Annotated in this window: 15 protein-coding genes; 10 read left to right on the forward strand and 5 right to left on the reverse strand. The window is 70.3% G+C overall.

Features of this window, described 5'->3' with window-relative positions:
* Positions 1-331: 331 nt before the first annotated feature.
* Together EIZ45_RS02730 and EIZ45_RS02735 are read right to left on the reverse strand one after the other, a co-directional pair.
* The gene (locus EIZ45_RS02730) at positions 332-751 is read right to left on the reverse strand and encodes a barstar family protein (protein WP_134661384.1); all 420 of its coding nucleotides are present in this window, start codon (positions 749-751) and stop codon (positions 332-334) included.
* 29 nt (positions 752-780) lie between these two features.
* A complete protein-coding gene (locus EIZ45_RS02735; RefSeq protein ID WP_134661383.1) occupies positions 781-1437 on the reverse strand; it encodes a cutinase family protein in 657 nt (218 codons plus the stop codon).
* 151 nt (positions 1438-1588) lie between these two features.
* On the opposite strand from EIZ45_RS02735, the gene EIZ45_RS02740 reads away from it, so the two are divergent.
* Positions 1589-2605: a helix-turn-helix domain-containing protein gene (locus EIZ45_RS02740; protein WP_134661382.1), complete on the forward strand. Its 1017-nt coding sequence runs from the start codon at positions 1589-1591 to the stop codon at positions 2603-2605.
* A gap of 472 nt (positions 2606-3077) precedes the next feature.
* Positions 3078-3551, forward strand: coding sequence for a hypothetical protein (locus tag EIZ45_RS02745; RefSeq protein WP_134661381.1), 474 nt, complete (start codon positions 3078-3080; stop codon positions 3549-3551).
* A 100-nt stretch (positions 3552-3651) separates the two neighbouring features.
* On the opposite strand, the gene EIZ45_RS02750 is transcribed toward EIZ45_RS02745, so the two are convergent.
* Positions 3652-4572 (reverse strand): LysR family transcriptional regulator, encoded by a 921-nt coding sequence (locus EIZ45_RS02750; RefSeq protein ID WP_037806092.1) that lies wholly within the window; start codon positions 4570-4572, stop codon positions 3652-3654.
* An 89-nt stretch (positions 4573-4661) separates the two neighbouring features.
* Here EIZ45_RS02750 and EIZ45_RS02755 point away from each other — a divergent pair, with 89 nt between their 5' ends.
* On the forward strand, positions 4662-5852 hold the full coding sequence (locus tag EIZ45_RS02755; RefSeq protein ID WP_134661380.1) for a cytochrome P450: 1191 nt from the start codon (positions 4662-4664) through the stop codon (positions 5850-5852).
* 18 nt (positions 5853-5870) lie between these two features.
* Positions 5871-6194 (forward strand): 2Fe-2S iron-sulfur cluster-binding protein, encoded by a 324-nt coding sequence (locus EIZ45_RS02760; protein ID WP_134661379.1) that lies wholly within the window; start codon positions 5871-5873, stop codon positions 6192-6194.
* Between the two features lie 677 nt (positions 6195-6871).
* Here EIZ45_RS02760 and EIZ45_RS02765 read toward each other — a convergent pair.
* Positions 6872-7774, reverse strand: coding sequence for a LysR family transcriptional regulator (locus EIZ45_RS02765; protein WP_134736017.1), 903 nt, complete (start codon positions 7772-7774; stop codon positions 6872-6874).
* A gap of 116 nt (positions 7775-7890) precedes the next feature.
* On the opposite strand from EIZ45_RS02765, the gene EIZ45_RS02770 reads away from it, so the two are divergent.
* Genes EIZ45_RS02770 through EIZ45_RS02780 form a run of 3 tightly spaced genes read left to right on the forward strand, consistent with a single transcriptional unit; the run spans position 7891 to position 11539 of the window.
* The gene (locus EIZ45_RS02770; RefSeq protein ID WP_037806097.1) at positions 7891-8658 is read left to right on the forward strand and encodes an enoyl-CoA hydratase/isomerase family protein; all 768 of its coding nucleotides are present in this window, start codon (positions 7891-7893) and stop codon (positions 8656-8658) included.
* Positions 8659-8669: 11 nt separating this feature from the next.
* Positions 8670-10223 (forward strand): acyl-CoA synthetase, encoded by a 1554-nt coding sequence (locus tag EIZ45_RS02775; protein ID WP_240690509.1) that lies wholly within the window; start codon positions 8670-8672, stop codon positions 10221-10223.
* A gap of 14 nt (positions 10224-10237) precedes the next feature.
* Positions 10238-11539, forward strand: a complete 1302-nt coding sequence (locus tag EIZ45_RS02780) for an MFS transporter (RefSeq protein ID WP_134661377.1) — start codon at positions 10238-10240, stop codon at positions 11537-11539.
* 18 nt (positions 11540-11557) lie between these two features.
* On the opposite strand, the gene EIZ45_RS02785 is transcribed toward EIZ45_RS02780, so the two are convergent.
* Positions 11558-13084 carry a PLP-dependent aminotransferase family protein gene (locus EIZ45_RS02785; RefSeq protein ID WP_167756320.1) on the reverse strand — a complete coding sequence of 509 codons (1527 nt, stop codon included), beginning with the start codon at positions 13082-13084 and terminating at the stop codon, positions 11558-11560.
* Between the two features lie 20 nt (positions 13085-13104).
* Between EIZ45_RS02785 and EIZ45_RS02790 the strand changes: the two genes are divergently transcribed.
* From EIZ45_RS02790 to EIZ45_RS02800, 3 genes are read left to right on the forward strand one after another with little or no spacing between them, the layout of a single operon-like run.
* Positions 13105-14349, forward strand: a complete 1245-nt coding sequence (locus EIZ45_RS02790; protein ID WP_134661375.1) for a Tm-1-like ATP-binding domain-containing protein — start codon at positions 13105-13107, stop codon at positions 14347-14349.
* Positions 14336-15157 carry a phosphoenolpyruvate hydrolase family protein gene (locus tag EIZ45_RS02795; protein WP_134661374.1) on the forward strand — a complete coding sequence of 274 codons (822 nt, stop codon included), beginning with the start codon at positions 14336-14338 and terminating at the stop codon, positions 15155-15157. Before EIZ45_RS02790 ends, EIZ45_RS02795 begins: the two co-directional genes overlap by 14 nt.
* Positions 15158-15177: 20 nt before the next feature.
* Positions 15178-15600 (forward strand): cupin domain-containing protein, encoded by a 423-nt coding sequence (locus EIZ45_RS02800; protein WP_043838738.1) that lies wholly within the window; start codon positions 15178-15180, stop codon positions 15598-15600.
* Positions 15601-15630: the final 30 nt, after the last annotated feature.

A 15630-nucleotide genomic window follows, 5' to 3' on the forward strand; every position in this document is an offset into this window, starting at 1 on the left:
GACGTCACACAACGCTGAAGATCCGCGCCATCAAGCTCGGGCGAGTTGGTGCTTGAGCTTGATGGCGACCCGGTCGGACGGTCGTGGTCGAGCGGGTTGTGTAAGTGCCTGGCCTCGGGATCGGCGGGCGGCGGGTTCTCGCGGACTGTCGTGCAAAATCGCCGTCGGCCTTGGGCGTGTCGTCGCGGGGGGAGCCCACGGACTTGACGGATGGCTCCTGCGAAGGCCCGCTGCCAGCGTGGAACCGGGGAAGAGGAAATTGTTCAGTGGGATCGGGCCCTGCGATCCGGCTGATGAGAGACACGGCGCCGAGCGGCAATGGGGCTAGCTGTCAGGCGAGCTCCAGGAAGACGCCATCCTCGGATTCGTCACCACCGGGGCCGTGCGCCCGGATGATCCCGACGATTTCGTCGAACAGTGTGGGGCCCTCGCGACGCTCTGCCGCGGCGATCCGGGCTGCGATGGTCGAACGGTTCGATGGATGGCAGGTGAGTAGGAGCTGGTTCAGCCGCTCGATCGCCGCGTCGTAACCGAGTGCGACACGAGACGCATTCGAGTTGAGCCATCGCAGGATCCAGCCGCCCTCGGGCGTGCCGAAGCCGCCTCGGAGTACGTCGTTGAAGGCGTCGAGATTCCCGTGCCAGGTGTAGTTGTCGAGGAGGCGAGAGAACTCGCGGGTGAATCCGGCGAAGTCGGAGAAGTTGGCTCCGTCGATGACCAACACGGGAAGGTCGTCGCCACGGCTGGTCATGGTGCCAGCATGTCACGATCCGACCGGACTTACTGGCCGTCGTCGACCCTGGCGGCGGCGAACGCCGCAGCCTCGCCCGCCTTGAGGGAGTAGCTGAGGTGGGCGAGGATGTTCGTCCCGTCCGGGCGGCAGATCGGGTCCCCGGCCGCGCAGAATTCCTTGGTCCGGTCCTGGTATTCGCCGGTGATGTGCTTGCCGAGCTTGGCGATCGGCGGTCCGAAGGTCAGCAGCGCGGCCACCCGGGGCGCGACCTCCGGCGGGAGGGTCGCGACGATGGGGCCGCCGACGAGGGCCCCGTCGCTGCTGATGCCCACGGAGTTCGCCACGACGTTCGCGCCCTGCGAATAGCCGACGAGCACGAACCGCTGGTTCCCGCATGCGGCGGCCTGGCTGGTGACGTGGTCGACGAGGTCCTGGTTTCCCCGCGAAGCGGAATCGGGCTGCAGACTGGCCGGATACGCGACGGCGTAGGAGCTCACGGACTTCCCGGGAAGGCTGGCTCGCAGCGCGGCGAAAACCGGGCCGCCGACGATCACCCCGAGGGTGCCGGGTTCGCCGGTGCCCCGCGCGACGACGACGTCGACGTCGGTGCAGGCGGCGGCTCCGGCCGGGGGACTGGCGAGGACCGGGATGCCGGTGCTCGCGAGGAGGGCTGCGAACAGGCCGGCGGGACGGGCAAAGCGCATCCGGATCACCTTTTCTCAAGATCGCGACGGTGCGAACGCACGGAGTCTGGCGGCGGCGCCGCCCGGCCCGCATCGGCGATTCTGCGCAGGCGCGCAAAAATACGTAGTTTCGACGACGCACCCGGACGATCCCGGCGGCGACGATCCGGACATGCTCACCGAGGAGCCGGCCGCGCAGGCAGTGCTGGACGAGGTCCGCTGGCGGCTGCCGGAGTCCGCGCGGCTGCTCGACCGCGGTGCGACGCGGTTCCTCGCGTTCGTCCTGAGCTGCACGCCGACCGGCGTTGCCCCGTTGGGTGCCGGGGCATTCCGTGCGCTCGGTGCCGCGGAGATGCGGGCAACGGGCGATCTCGACCGGCTGCATCGCGCGCTCACCGCGGGTGCCCGCCGTGCGCTGCCGGTGCTTGTCCGTTCGGCGGACTTCGCCGGAGCCGTCGAACGCTTGCTGGCCGGCGTCGACGCCGTCGCGCGCCTGGCATCCGAAGGCGCGCGTGCCGCCGCCGCGGGTGATCGCGGGCGTGCCCGGGCCCGGCTGCTCGCCGAACTCGGCAAAGCTCGGCCGGCGGCGCTCGACGAGCTTGCCCGGCAGGCGGGCTGGCGGCTCCCGGACACCGTCGTCGCGGTGGCCCTCGACGTCGGCGAGCTGCGAACCGTGGACGGCGTGCTGTGCGACTCGCGTGGGCCGGAACCGTGGGCGGTCTTGCCCGCCGCGGTTCCGGTGCCGGACTTCGGGGTCCGCGCCGCGATCGGACCCGAGGTCGCCCCGGAGGACACCGCCAGGTCATTGCGCTGGGCTCGCCGCACCCTGCGCCTGCTTCGCCGCGGCGTGCTCCCGGACACGCGCGCCGTGCGCTGGGACGACCACCTCACCACACACTGGCTGCTCGCCGACGATGTCCTGCGCTCCGCGCTGGAAACGAGCAGCCTCGCGCCGCTCGAAGTCCTCACGCGCACGGCACGGGAGCGGGCGGCGGAGACCTTGCTCGCCTTTCTCACCACGAGCGGCAGCGCCCCGGAGATCGCCGGGATCCTGGGCGTGCACCCGCAGACGGTCAGAAACCGCCTGCGGACCCTGACCGCGCTCTTCGGCGACCGGCTCCACGATCCGGAGGAGCGGTTCGGACTCGAGATTTCGCTGCGGGCGCGCAAGCTCCGGCCGGCCGGGTGACCAGCCGCGCGGAAAGAAGACAAGGCCCGGGAGACCGCGGGCGCCGCTCCGTCGCCGAGTCAGTGCACATCCGAAGGTCCGCGGCGGTGCGACCACGGCTGACGTGCTAATCGCACCCCGGGCGAATGGGCTGCCGGACCCGGTCCTCCCGCGTGGACAACGGCCGCGGGTTTCGATCAAATGGGCGGGACCTGGACAGCTGCGGGAGTGGGAGCGATGGCGGACAGCGCGGCCGGGACGGCGGAGCTGACGAGTTACGTCGGGCGCGCCGACGCCGGCGAAGAGGTGCGGCGGCTGCTCGGCGAGTACCGGCTGGTCACCCTGACCGGGCCGGGCGGGGTGGGGAAGACCCGGCTGGCCGGGAGAGCCGCCAGTGCGTTCACCCGGGCGATGACGCGCCGCCACGGCGGTTTTCGGGGCGGCTCCGGGTGTTCCGGGACCGGTCCCGGAACACCCGGCCTAGCGTTCCCGCATGCGATACCTGATGGCCAGGACGGTCCTCACGACACTCACGGTCGCCGGGGCCGTCTCCGCGTGCGGCGGTTCGCCGACCGCATCGACGACTACGCCGCCGTCGTCTCCTGCCCCGGCAAGTACCACCGCGACCGCGGCATCAAGCAGCGCCGCGCCCACGACCAGCAAAGCGCCGTTCCCCACGGCGGCGGACGGGACCAACCTGCGCGCCTGCGCCGACGGAGACTGCGAGATCCTGGTGACCGGGCCGGTGACCATCCGCTTCAACAGAAGTCTCGGGATGAGTTCGCTGGACATCACCGCGGTCTCGTCCGCAGGGGTCGACTTTCAGTCCGTTTCGCCGTCCGGGATGGTGATGTCGGCGATGGGGCAGACCCCGAACCAGGGTGGGGCGTCCAGCATCAACAAGCTGTCGTTCGAGGTGGTCGCGCTCGAGGGATCGAAGGCCGTCGTGCGGTTCACGCCTACCTGAACAGGTGCGGAGAGAACGCGGGCGTTGTGGCCGGTCCAGCGTGTGCACGCTGCTCTGCGGTGCCAACCGATCCGTCGGTACCTGGATCGGGACCTGAGCTTCAGGCGCGGCGGCGCGGATCCAGCCGATCAGCGTTGCGAGCGGCGAACTCGACCAGCGCCGCGGCCCGGTCGTTCAAGCGGACCTCGCGGGGCCACATCATCACCACGTTCGCGGCCGGTTCCGCGGGTTCGAGGTCGCACAGCGCGAGCGGCAGGTCCTCGTACGACCGGTTCACCGTGGGGCGCTGGATCAGCACCGAATAACCGAACCCGCGGGCGACCAGCGAGCGGGTCAGTTCGAAATCGGCGGTCCGGTGCGCGACGCGGGGTTCGATCCCGGCCCGCTCGTACAGTTCGCGGGTGTGCTGGGCCGCGGGCGGGAAGTCCAGCATGATCATGGGGTCGTCGGCCAGTTCGGCCAGCCGTACCGTGTCGCGGCCGGCCAGTCGGTGCGCAGCGGGCAGCAGCGCGTACGGCGGGGCGCTGTACAGCGGGACGGAGTCCAGTCCGTCTGGCAGCGCCATGTCGTAGCCGACTGCGACATCGAGACCGCCGGCCAGCAGCCGCTGCGGCAGTTCGGCTTGGCTGCCGGTGACCACGGACAGATCCACGCGCGGGTGCTGGTCGCGCACCCACTCCATCAGGATGGGGACCACCGTCGGCGCCACCGTGGAGTAGCACCCCAGCGCCAGCGGCCCGGCGAGTTCGCGGCCTCCGCCCGCGGCCGCCCGTTCGAGTTCGTCGGCGTCGCGCAGCAGGCCGGCGATGCGCTCTCGCAGGTACTGGCCGGTCGGCGTCAGCGTGATGCCGTGCGCTTTGCGGCGGACCACCAGCTGGGTGCGCAGCACGCGTTCCAGTTCGGTGAGCGCGGAAGCGACCGCGGTCGGAGTCACGTGCAGTTCCGCGGCGGCCGCCGAGATCGACTTCGCCTCCGCTACCGCCGCGAAGTACTCGAGCTGGCGGAGGGTGTAGCCAGGCATAACCAAACCTCAGCTGTGGTTGTTCTCAGGTTATTTGAACTTTACCTGTCGTGATGGCGTGGCTCACGCTGGGAGCGAGGAGGTCGACGATGACACTCGACACGACAGCGGCGCGCGAAATCCCGACCGCGGACTGGGTGGAAATCCCCGCCCTGTACGCCGACCCGTACCCGATCTACGAACGGCTCCTGGCGCGAGCGCCGATCCATTGGGTTCCGGCGCTGGATCGCTACCTGGTGGTGGGCCACGAAGCCTGCCACACCGTCGAACTCGACCAGGAACGGTTTTCCGCCGACGAAGCGCAGTCGTTGATGAAGCGCTCGATGGGCCACAGCATGCTGCGCAAGGACGACCCCGAGCACGATGCCGAGCGCAAAGCGTACGGCGGGGTGTTGCGACCGAAGGCGGTCAAACAGCAGTGGGAAGCGGTCTTCGAGCGCAATTACCGCACGTACGCGGAAAAGTTGCGTGCCGCGGGCCCGGGCGCCGATCTCGTCGCCGAGTTCGCCGCGCCGTATGCCGCCGACAATTTGCGTGCCGTCCTCGGGTTCCGCAATGCCGGTCACGGGGATCTGCAGCGGTGGTCGCAGACCCTCATCGACGGCACCGGCAACTATGCCGACGACCCGCAGGTGTGGGCCGCCGCGGAGCGCTCGTCCCGCGAAGTCGACGAGGCGATCGACGAAATGTTGCCGCTCCTGCGCGCCGAACCCGACGGCAGCCTGCTGTCCGTGCTCGCCTCCTCCGGAATGCCGGTGGATGCGTTGCGCGCCAACGTGAAAATGACCATCGGCGGCGGGGTCAACGAACCGCGCGACGCGCTTACGACCACGGCGTGGGCGTTGCTGACCTATCCGGCGCAGCGGGCGGCGGTGCTGGCCGGGCAACGGTGGCGGGATGCCTTCGAGGAGTCCCTCCGCTGGGTCGCGCCGATCGGCATGTATCCCCGGCAGGCGACGCGAGACACCGAACTGGCCGGGGTCGCGGTGCCCCGGGGCGCGCGGCTCGGCATCGTGCTCGGCGCGGCCAACCGGGATCCCGCGGTGTTTGTCGATCCGGCGGTCTTCGACATCGACCGGCCGCGCAAACCGCACCTCGCTTTCGGCGGGGGCAACCATTTCTGCGCCGGTGCGTGGGTCGCCCGCGCGTCCGTGGTGAGCGTCGCGCTGCCGCGGCTGTTCGCCGAATTCCCCGGGCTGCGCCCCGATCCGGCCCGGCCCGCGACGGTGGGCGGCTGGGTCTTCCGCGGCGTGCTTTCCCTGCCCGTGCACTGGGACTGAATCCTCGAGGAGAACCGAATGCCCAAGGTCACCTTCCACCGCGACGGAGCGGTCAGCACTGTCGCGGTCGCGGCGGACAGCACCGTCATGCGTGCCGCCGTGGAGAACGGCGTCGACGGGATCGTCGGCGAATGCGGCGGACAGGCGATGTGCGCGACCTGCCATGTCTACGTCCGCGAGCCCTACCTGGCTGCGGTGCCGCCGCTGTCCGAGGACGAGGACGAAATGCTCGAGTGCACCGCGGCGCCCCGCGACGAGCGACGCAGCCGCCTCGGCTGCCAGCTGAAACTGGGCGGTGCGCTGGAAGAAATCGAAGTGGACGTGCCTGACACCCAGCTCTGAATCCGGGGCGCTGGTCAGTTCACAGTGGACATCCCGTGCCCGGCGGCCCGCAGGGCTTCCTCGGCCACCGCGGCGAATCCGGCGATGACGTCGTTGGCGCGCGTCGGCACCCAGACGACCGAACTCGCCCACCGCAGCCGGTTCTCGTCGAGCGGACGCCAGGTCGGGCCGTCGGGCAGCGGGTGTTCCTCGTTGTGGACGTGCCTGACACCCAGCTCTGAATCCGGGGCGCTGGTCAGTCCACAGTGGACATCCCGTGCCCGGCGGCCCGCAGGGCTTCCTCGGCCACCGCGGCGAATCCGGCGATGACGTCGTTGGCGCGCGTCGGCACCCAGACGACCGAACTCGCCCACCGCAGCCGGTTCTCGTCGAGCGGACGCCAGGTCGGGCCGTCGGGCAGCGGGTGTTCCTCGTTGTGGACGTGCCTGACACCCAGCTCTGAATCCGGGGCGCTGGTCAGTTCACAGTGGACATCCCGTGCCCGGCGGCCCGCAGGGCTTCCTCGGCCACCGCGGCGAATCCGGCGATGACGTCGTTGGCGCGCGTCGGCACCCAGACGACCGAACTCGCCCACCGCAGCCGGTTCTCGTCGAGCGGACGCCAGGTCGGGCCGTCGGGCAGCGGGTGTTCCTCGTTGTGGACGTGCCTGACACCCAGCTCTGAATCCGGGGCGCTGGTCAGTCCACAGTGGACATCCCGTGCCCGGCGGCCCGCAGGGCTTCCTCGGCCACCGCGGCGAATCCGGCGATGACGTCGTTGGCGCGCGTCGGCACCCAGACGACCGAACTCGCCCACCGCAGCCGGTTCTCGTCGAGCGGACGCCAGGTCAGGCCGTCGGGCAGCGGGTGTTCCTCGTTGAAGTGCACGCCCATTCCGGCGAGCACGAGCCCGTGCGTGAAGTTCGGGTTGCGCGCGTGCCGGATCGCGCCGGGCAGGAAGCCGTTGTCGCGGCAGATCGCGAGGATGTGGTCGTAGAGCCGCGGTGCCATCTCGCGCTGGAAGATGACCAGCGGGGCGCCGTTGAGGTCGCGCAGCCGCACGACGTCCGCGTCCGCGAGCCGGTGCGCCGCCGGCAGCACGACCCCGAGCGGCCGGGACAGGACCGGCCCTGACTCCAGTCCGACGGTGTCGGAGGGGTGGCGCACGAGTCCGACGTCGAGCTTGCCCTCCCGCAGACGGGCGATCTGTTCGTCCGTGCTCACCTCGTGCAACTCCAGCAGCACCTCCGGCGCCTTCGCGGCGAACGCGTCGGCGATCGTGCGCAGCACCGTGGGCATCGTGTCCGGGGGAATCCCCGCGCGCAGCGTGCCCGACGTGCCGGGCAGGATCCGGCGCATCGCCTCCCGCGCGCTGTCCACGCCCTCGAGTACCGGACGCGTGTGTTCGAGCAGCAGCGCGCCCGCCTCGGTGAGCCGCACGCCGCCCCGGCCCCGATGGAACAGCTCGACGCCCAGCTCGCGCTCGAGGTCCCGGATCCGCTGCGACAGCGGCGGCTGCGCCATGTGCAGCCGTTTCGCGGCCCGCCCGAAGTGCAGCTCCTCGCTCAGGACGACGAAGTACCGCAGATGCCGCAGCTCCATCCGCCGAACCATACCAACCTGATATCGCCGCAGGTCGCAGTTGGTGTTGGCCAGCGGCGGCCTCGCGCTGTTTTTCTTGTCCGCGACGCAGACGACGAGCGAAGGAAACGACCTCCATGAGTGAAACAGTGCTGCTCGACCGCCGGGACGAGATCGCGGTCCTGACGTTGAACCGGCCGGAGAAGCTCAACGCGTGGACCCACGCGATGCGGGAGCGGCTGATCGGGCACCTGCGCGAACTGGACGAGGACCCGACCTGCCGCGGCGTGGTCCTGACCGGGGCCGGGCGGGCGTTCTGCGCCGGGCAGGACCTGGCGGAGACGGCCGCGATCCGCCCGGACGACCACGCCGCCGCGGAGGCCTGGATCGACGATTTCGACCGCCTGTACCGCGCGGTCCGCGAGCTGCGGAAACCGACCGTCGCCGCGGTCAACGGCGTCGTCGCCGGCTCCGGCTTCCAGTACGCGCTGGTGGCCGACCTGCGGATCGGGCACGCCGGGGTGACCATGGGGCAGCCCGAGGTGGCCTCCGGGATCCCCAGCATCACCGGGATCTGGGCGATGTGGGACATCCTCGGCCGCGCCAAGACCGCCGAGTTCGCCCTGACCGCCCAGCTCGTCGACGGCGTCGAAGCGCACCGCCTCGGCCTGCTCACCCGGCTCGTCGCCGAGGACGAGGTGCTCGATGCCGCCGTCGCGCAGGCCCGCGCGATCGCCGCGCTGCCGCCGGGCGCCGTCGCGCTCACCAAGGCCCGGCTCCGCGAGCTGGACGACGACGCGCTGGCGCAGGCGGTGACCGCGGCCAAGAAGATCCACGCCGAGGCTTACGCGACGGGGGAGCCGCAGCGGGAGATGGCGCGGTTCCTGGCCGCCAAGAAGCGCTGAAAGGGCATCGGGTGAACTACGACGAGCTGCGCGCCGGGCACGACTGGGAAGTCCCGCCGCGCTACAACATGGCCGCCGACGTGGCCGACCGCCACGACCGCGCCGCCACCGCGCTGATCTTCGAGGACCACCTCGGCACGCACCGCGAGATCTCGTGGGGCGAGGTACAGGACCGCTCCCGCCAGGTGGCCGCGCACCTGTGGAACCGGGGAGTGCGGCCCGGGGACCGGGTGGCGGTGCTCCTTCCGCAGCGGCCCGACACCCCGGCCGCCTACCTCGGCGTGCTGCGCACCGGCGCGATCCTGGTGACCATGTCCCTGCTGTGGGCCGACGAGCCGATCCGCTACCGGCTGGCCGACTCCGGAGCCACCGTGCTGGTGACCGAACCCGAGGCGCGCGACCGCGTCCGCGGCTTCGCCGGGCACATCGTCGAGATCGACGACCCGGCGATCGAAAAACTGCCGCCGCGATTCGAGACGGCAGACACCGCCGCGGACGATCCGGCGCTGATCTTCTACACCTCGGGCACCACCGGCAAGGCCAAGGGCATCGTGCACGCGCACCGGACGCTGCTGGGGCACAATGAGTTCCGCTACTGCCACGACCTGCGCCCCGGGGACGTGTTCTACGGAGCCGGGGACTGGGCGTGGTCGATGGCGAAGCTGCTGGGGCCGCTGCGCGCCGGCGCGACGCAGCTGGTCTACCGCCCGGCCGGCGGGTTCGACCCCGAGGGCCTGCTCGATTCCCTGTCCCGCAACGGGGTCACCACCGCCTTGGTGAACCCGACGTTCCTGCGCAAGATGGCCGCCGACGTCCCGGACGCGGGCCTGCGCTACCCGCACAAGCTGCGGGTGGTGTGCTCCTCGAACGAACCGCTGACCGCCGACCTGATCGACTGGTTCACCGGGCAGTTCGGCGTGCCGCTGCTGGACTACTACGGCTCCACCGAGTCGTACCCGCTGGTCGGCAATTTTCCCGGGGTGCCGGTGAAACCCGGTTCGATGGGCCGTCCGCTGCCGGGCTGGGACGTCGCGCTGCTGGACGCGCGCGAGCAGCCGGTGCCCCAGGGCGAGCCCGGCGAGATCTGCCTGCGCGCCCGGTCGAACCCGCAGTACCCGCTGGGGTACTGGAACCGGCCGGAGGACTCCGCGGCGGTCTTCGGCGGCAGCTGGTACCACACCAACGACCAGGCTGTCGCCGACGAGGACGGCTATTTCTGGTTCCTCGGCCGCACCGACGACGTGATCAAGACGTCCGGGTACCGGGTCAGTCCGTTCGAGGTGGAACACGCCCTGCGGGCCCATCCGGCGGTGGCCGACGCCGGGGTGGTCGGCGTTCCGGACCCGGTGCGCGGCCAGGCGGTCAAGGCCTGGGTGCAACCCGCGCCCGGCTACGACGGCGGCGACGCGCTCGCCGAAGAACTGCGCGCTTTCGCCAAGGAGACGTATTCGCGTTTCGCCTACCCGCGGCACATCGAGTTCGTGAACGTGCTGCCCCGGTCCGCCACCGGCAAGATCCGCCGGGCCGACCTCCGGGACCGCGATCGCGGCCCCGGCACCGACTGACGAGGAGCCGGCCAATGACCGTCCGGACCGAACAGCCCGCGACCCTTTCCCGCGGCAGGCGGAAGATCGCACTCGCCTCGGGCATCGGCAACTTCACCGAATGGTTCGACTCCGCCGCTTACGCGACGATGTCGTCCACCATCGCCGCCGAGTTCTTCCCCAAGAACGACCCGTCGGCGGCACTGCTGGCCACGTGGGCGATCTTCGCGGGCGGGTTCGTCGCGCGACCGCTGGGCGCGGCGTTCTTCGGGCACTACGGGGACCGGATCGGCCGCAACCGGACGCTCGCGCTGAGCGTGCTGTTGATGAGCGGGGCCACGTTCCTGATGGGCGTGCTGCCCACGTACTCCGCGCTCGGGGTCGCCGCGCCGATCCTGCTCTTCGTCCTGCGCACGTTGCAGGGGTTTTCCACCGGCGGCGAGTACACCGGTGCGTCGGCCTTCATCATGGAGCACGCGCCGGACGGACGGCGCGCCCGTTTCGCCAGCACCGTGCCCGCCACCGTCGGTCTGGCCAGCGTCGCCGGATCGGCGGTCGGGGTGCTGCTGACCTCCACTTTGTCCTCGGGCGCGCTGCACACCTGGGGCTGGCGGGTGCCGTTCCTGCTGGCCGGCCCGCTCGGGCTGATCGGGCTGTACCTGCGCCGCCGGGTCGAGGACAGCCCGGTGTTCCGGCAGCTGCAAAGCGAGAACTCCGTGCAGCGCAAGCCATTGCGCGACGCGCTCCGCTCGCACAAGCGGCAGATCTTCACGCTCTTCGGCTACAGCATCACCAACGCGATCGCGTACTACCTGATGAGCAGCTACATGATCACGTACATGGCCGACGAGCTGCACTACTCGCGCACCCAGTCGTTGATCGCGAGCGTGGTGTCGATGCTGTGCTACAGCGCGGCCTGCCCGTTCATGGCGTCGGCGAGCGACCGGTACGGACGCAAACGGATGCTGCTGGTGTCGTGCCTGGGGTTCGCCGTGTGCACGCTGCCCGCGTTCGCGCTGATGCACGCCGGATTCGCCGGGGCGCTCGTTGGCACCGCGGTGCTCGCCGTGCTGGTCGCGGTCATCGGCACGTCGAACGTGCCGGCGATGGTGGAGATGTTCCCGGGCCCGGTCCGCGCCAGCGGCTCGGCGATCGGCTACACCGCGGCGTATGTCCTCTTCGGAGGGACCGCACCGTTCGTGGCGACCGGGCTCGTCACGCTCACCGGCAACTCGCTGGCGCCGGGGCTTTACCTGATGGCGATCGCGGTGGTGTCGTCCCTGGTGGTCGGGTTCGCGTTCCGGGAGACCAAGAACCTGGACCTGGCGAGGCGGTGACGCTGCGACTGAGCGAGGTCAGCTGACACTCGCGATGCCAGCCAACCGTGCGACTGCTTCCTCCAGGCGGCCAGTCCTGCCAAAGGGAAGCCGGAGCATCTCGGCCTGCCCGCCGACTGACGAAAACGCCGGTCCCGGCGTGAACCGCACACCCGAGAGCCTCGCCGCGTCGGCCAGGCTCTCGGTGTCGACTCCGGGGGCTCTGACCCACAGCCCGCTTCCTCCGTCCGGCCGGGTCCACGACCAATGCGGCAGGTGCAGCGTCAGAGCCTGTTCGAGTTCCGCCAGGCCGTCGAGCAGCGTGGTGGCCCGTGTTTTCATGGCTTCGGCGGTGTGCGGCAGCAGTTCGTGCGCGAGGATCTGGCTCGGCAGCGACGTTCCGAGGTCCATGGCGACCTTCGCTCGCTGGAACCGCTCGATCATCGGACGCGGCCCGCGGATCCAGCCCACCCGCAGGCCTCCCCAGAACAGCTTCGACAACGACCCGATCAGGACCGACTGCGCGGCGTTGACCAATCCGAACAGGTTCGCGGCCGGCGGCGGGCGGAAGGCGAGGTGCGCGCTGGACGCGTCTTCGATCACGACGAAGCCGCGTTCGTTCGCGAGATCGGCGACCGCCTGCCGTTTTTCCGCGGACATGTGCACGCCGGTGGGGTTGTGCGAGGTGGGGAGGAGATAGACGAAACGAGGATGGGTGCGCCGGGTGATGCGCTCCAGTGCCTGCACGTCGGCGCCGTCGCGTTCGACCGCGATGGTGTACATCTGCGCACCGCGGGCCCGGAACGCTTCGAGCGCCCCGCGGTAGGAAGGGTCCTCCACGACGATGGGCTCGTTGTCGTCGATCCACGTGCGGGAAATGATCTCCAAAGCCTGCTGGGACCCCGAAGTCACGAGAATCTGGTCGGGATCGGTGGGAACCCCCGAGCTAGTGCAGAGCGCGGCGATCGACTCGCGGAGCGGGAGGTGGCCGCGCGGCTCGTAGCCGTCAGCGGCCAGCAGGGCGTCGATGCCCCGGTCGGCGGCCCGCCGCCAGGCTTCGCCGACCAGGGGCAGGCCGGGGAGGCTGCCGCTGGAGAGATCGACGAACTGCCCCGGACGGGACTCGTCGCCTGCCCGGTCGGAGAAGCTGCTCAGGCGGCTGTCCGGCTCAAAGCTGGGCAGCGCCGGGCTTTTCCGGCTGCCGTCGGGCCGACGCAGGCGGGAGCCGCTTCCCTGCCGGCTTTCCAGCAAGCCTCCCTCTCGCAGCAGGGAATACGCCTCGGTGACCGTCGTGCGGCTGACTCCCAGGGCGGCAGCCGCGGCGCGTTCGGCGGGGAGGACCGAGCCAAAGGGGATCTCTTGCGCTTGCAACGCGTCGAGAAGCGCCGCGGCCACCTGCTCCGCTTTGCGGCCGGCGTGCTGTTGCCACCCCGCGATGGCCTGCGCGAATTCCGTCGCGGATACCTGCCGCACCGAGTCCTCCAGCCAATTTTCGGCGATTGGCCTAGATGATCCAATTATTCCGTGGGCACACTCTAGCCCGGCCGCACAACGAAGTCGGCGCACGATGATCCGTAGGGGAGTCAATGGCTACCGTGGCGATGCTCGGGACCCTCGATACCAAGGGCGCCGAGTTCCAGTGGATGCGCAGCCAGCTCGAAGGCTTGGGCCACCGGGTGCACCTGATCGACGCCGGTGTCGCCGGTGAGCCCGTCGGCGCGTGCGAGACCACGCGCGACGAGGTCGCCCGGCTCGCGGGAACCAGCATTCGCGAGCTGATCCAGGACGACGACCGGGGAAAGGCGCTGGCCGCGATGAGCGCCGGAGCCGCCCAGGCTGTCGCCGAGCTGGCCCGGAACGGCTCGATCGACGGGTTTCTTTCAGCAGGCGGTTCGGGAGGCTCCTCCATCGCCGCCGCGGCCATGGAGGTGCTGCCGGTCGGCTTCCCGAAGCTGCTGGTGAGCACGATGGCTTCCGGGGACGTCTCGCCGTACGTGGGCGCGTCCGACGTGACGATCATGTACAGCGTCGTCGACATCGCCGGAATCAACCGGCTCTCGAAGGCAGTGCTCGGGAACGCCGTGGCCGCGATAGCCGGAATGGCCGAGCGTTACGCCGGCCGCGAACCCGAGCCGGACGAGCGGCCGCTCGTGGCCGCGTCGATGTTCGGGGTGACCACACCGGCGGTCGAAGCGTGCCGCACCATTATCGAGGACGCGGGCTACGAGGTTCTCGTCTTCCACGCGACCGGTGCCGGCGGGCGCGCGCTGGAAGGGCTGGCAGCAGGCGGTTTCCTGGCCGGCGTCCTCGACCTGACCACTACCGAACTGGCGGACGAACTGGTCGGCGGGGTGCTCACCGCCGGTCCGGACCGGCTCACCGCGGCCGGATCGCACGGCATCCCGCAAGTCGTCAGCCTCGGCGCGCTGGACATGGTCAACTTCGGAGCCCGGGACACGGTTCCCCCGCGCTTCGCCTCGCGCCTGCTGTACGAGCACAACGCGACCGTCACGCTGATGCGCACGACCGCCGAGGAGTCGGCGCAGCTGGGCGAGATCGTCGGGCGCAAGCTCGCTGCGGCTTCCGGCCCCACCGCGCTGGTCGTCCCTGGCCGCGGAGTGTCTGCTTTGGACACTTCCGGCGGCCTGTTCGAAGACCCCGCCGCCGACGAGGCGTTGACCAGCGCCGCGATCGCCGCCGTCGCCGGCAGCGCGGTCGAGGTCGTCCAGGTCGATGCCCACATCAACGACCCCGAATTCGCCCGTGCGGCAGCAGAGACCCTGCTCCGCTACCTGACGGTGTCCGAGGAGAACAAGAATGCAGAGAACTGACCGCCTTTCCGCCTGGCGCGCCAAAATCGGCTCCGGCGCGCCCATCATCGGAGCCGGCGCCGGAACCGGGCTCTCCGCGAAGCTGGCCGAAGCCGGCGGGGCGGATCTGCTGGTCATCTACAACTCCGGGCGCTACCGGATGGCCGGCCGCGGGTCGCTCGCCGGGCTGCTGCCCTACGGGGACGCCAACGCGATCGTGGTCGAAATGGCGAGCGAAGTGCTGCCGGTGGTGTCGGAGATCCCGGTCTTCGCGGGCGTGTGCGGAACCGATCCGTTCCGGGTCATCCCGAAATTCCTCGACGACCTCAAGGACATGGGGTTCGCCGGGGTGCAGAACTTCCCGACCGTCGGGCTCTACGACGGCGTCTTCCGGCAAAACCTCGAAGAAACCGGGATGGGGTACCAGCTCGAAGTGGACCTGGTCGCCGCGGCCCGGGAACGGGACCTGATCACGTCGCCCTACGTCTTCGACCCCGAGCAGGCCAGAGCCATGACCGCGGCGGGAGCGGACATCATCGTGCCCCACCTCGGCTTGACGACCTCCGGTTCCGTCGGGGCGCGCACGGCAGTCACGCTCGAGGTCGCCGTCGAGCGCATCCAGCAGATGCGCGACGCGGCCGTGGCGGAGAACCCCGACGTGATCGTCCTCTGCCACGGCGGTCCCATCGCCGAACCCGAGGACGTCGGCTACGTCCTCGAGCACACCACCGGAGTCGCCGGATTCTTCGGCGCCTCGTCCATGGAACGCCTGCCGACCGAGCGGGCCATCGTCGACCAGGTCAAGGCATTCACCGCGCTGCGCGCGTGAGGAGAACCGAGGAGAACCGCATGCATGTCGAACCGGAAAAGACGCCGACGATGGTCCTCGACTGGGGAACCCTCAAGTGGCTGGTGAACCCGTCCACGATCGAGGGCGCCGAAACCACCGTCGGCGAAGTGATCGTCTATCCCGGACGCGGGCACGCGATCCACAACCACCCCAACGCCCAGGAAGTCATCTACGTCATCGAGGGCGAGGGAGTGCAGACGGTCGGCGACAGCGACCCGTTCCCGATCAAAACCGGCGACGCGGTGTTCGTGCCGCGCGGCGCGGACCATTCGACCTTCAACACCGGATGGCGGGCCCTGCGGCTGATCGTGACCTACAGCCCGGGCGGGGAAGAGCGCAACTTCCGGTCCCTGCCCGACTACGAGGAGGTCCCGGCCGGGATCACCCCGACCTGGGTCCGGGAAGCGCGCCCCGCCGAATGATCCGTTCAGCCGGGCAAGCCTGACCTCCCG

Source organism: Amycolatopsis sp. CFH S0740, from assembly GCF_004522315.1.
GTDB lineage: Bacteria > Actinomycetota > Actinomycetes > Mycobacteriales > Pseudonocardiaceae > Amycolatopsis > Amycolatopsis nivea.

Coding starts and splice junctions, on each gene's coding strand:
- EIZ45_RS02730 (WP_134661384.1), bottom strand. CDS start 751: ATGACCAGCCGTGGCGACGACCTTCCCGTGTTGGTCATCGACGGAGCC.
- EIZ45_RS02735 (WP_134661383.1), bottom strand. CDS start 1,437: ATGCGCTTTGCCCGTCCCGCCGGCCTGTTCGCAGCCCTCCTCGCGAGC.
- EIZ45_RS02740 (WP_134661382.1), top strand. CDS start 1,589: ATGCTCACCGAGGAGCCGGCCGCGCAGGCAGTGCTGGACGAGGTCCGC.
- EIZ45_RS02745 (WP_134661381.1), top strand. CDS start 3,078: ATGCGATACCTGATGGCCAGGACGGTCCTCACGACACTCACGGTCGCC.
- EIZ45_RS02750 (WP_037806092.1), bottom strand. CDS start 4,572: ATGCCTGGCTACACCCTCCGCCAGCTCGAGTACTTCGCGGCGGTAGCG.
- EIZ45_RS02755 (WP_134661380.1), top strand. CDS start 4,662: ATGACACTCGACACGACAGCGGCGCGCGAAATCCCGACCGCGGACTGG.
- EIZ45_RS02760 (WP_134661379.1), top strand. CDS start 5,871: ATGCCCAAGGTCACCTTCCACCGCGACGGAGCGGTCAGCACTGTCGCG.
- EIZ45_RS02765 (WP_134736017.1), bottom strand. CDS start 7,774: ATGGAGCTGCGGCATCTGCGGTACTTCGTCGTCCTGAGCGAGGAGCTG.
- EIZ45_RS02770 (WP_037806097.1), top strand. CDS start 7,891: ATGAGTGAAACAGTGCTGCTCGACCGCCGGGACGAGATCGCGGTCCTG.
- EIZ45_RS02780 (WP_134661377.1), top strand. CDS start 10,238: ATGACCGTCCGGACCGAACAGCCCGCGACCCTTTCCCGCGGCAGGCGG.
- EIZ45_RS02790 (WP_134661375.1), top strand. CDS start 13,105: ATGGCTACCGTGGCGATGCTCGGGACCCTCGATACCAAGGGCGCCGAG.
- EIZ45_RS02795 (WP_134661374.1), top strand. CDS start 14,336: ATGCAGAGAACTGACCGCCTTTCCGCCTGGCGCGCCAAAATCGGCTCC.
- EIZ45_RS02800 (WP_043838738.1), top strand. CDS start 15,178: ATGCATGTCGAACCGGAAAAGACGCCGACGATGGTCCTCGACTGGGGA.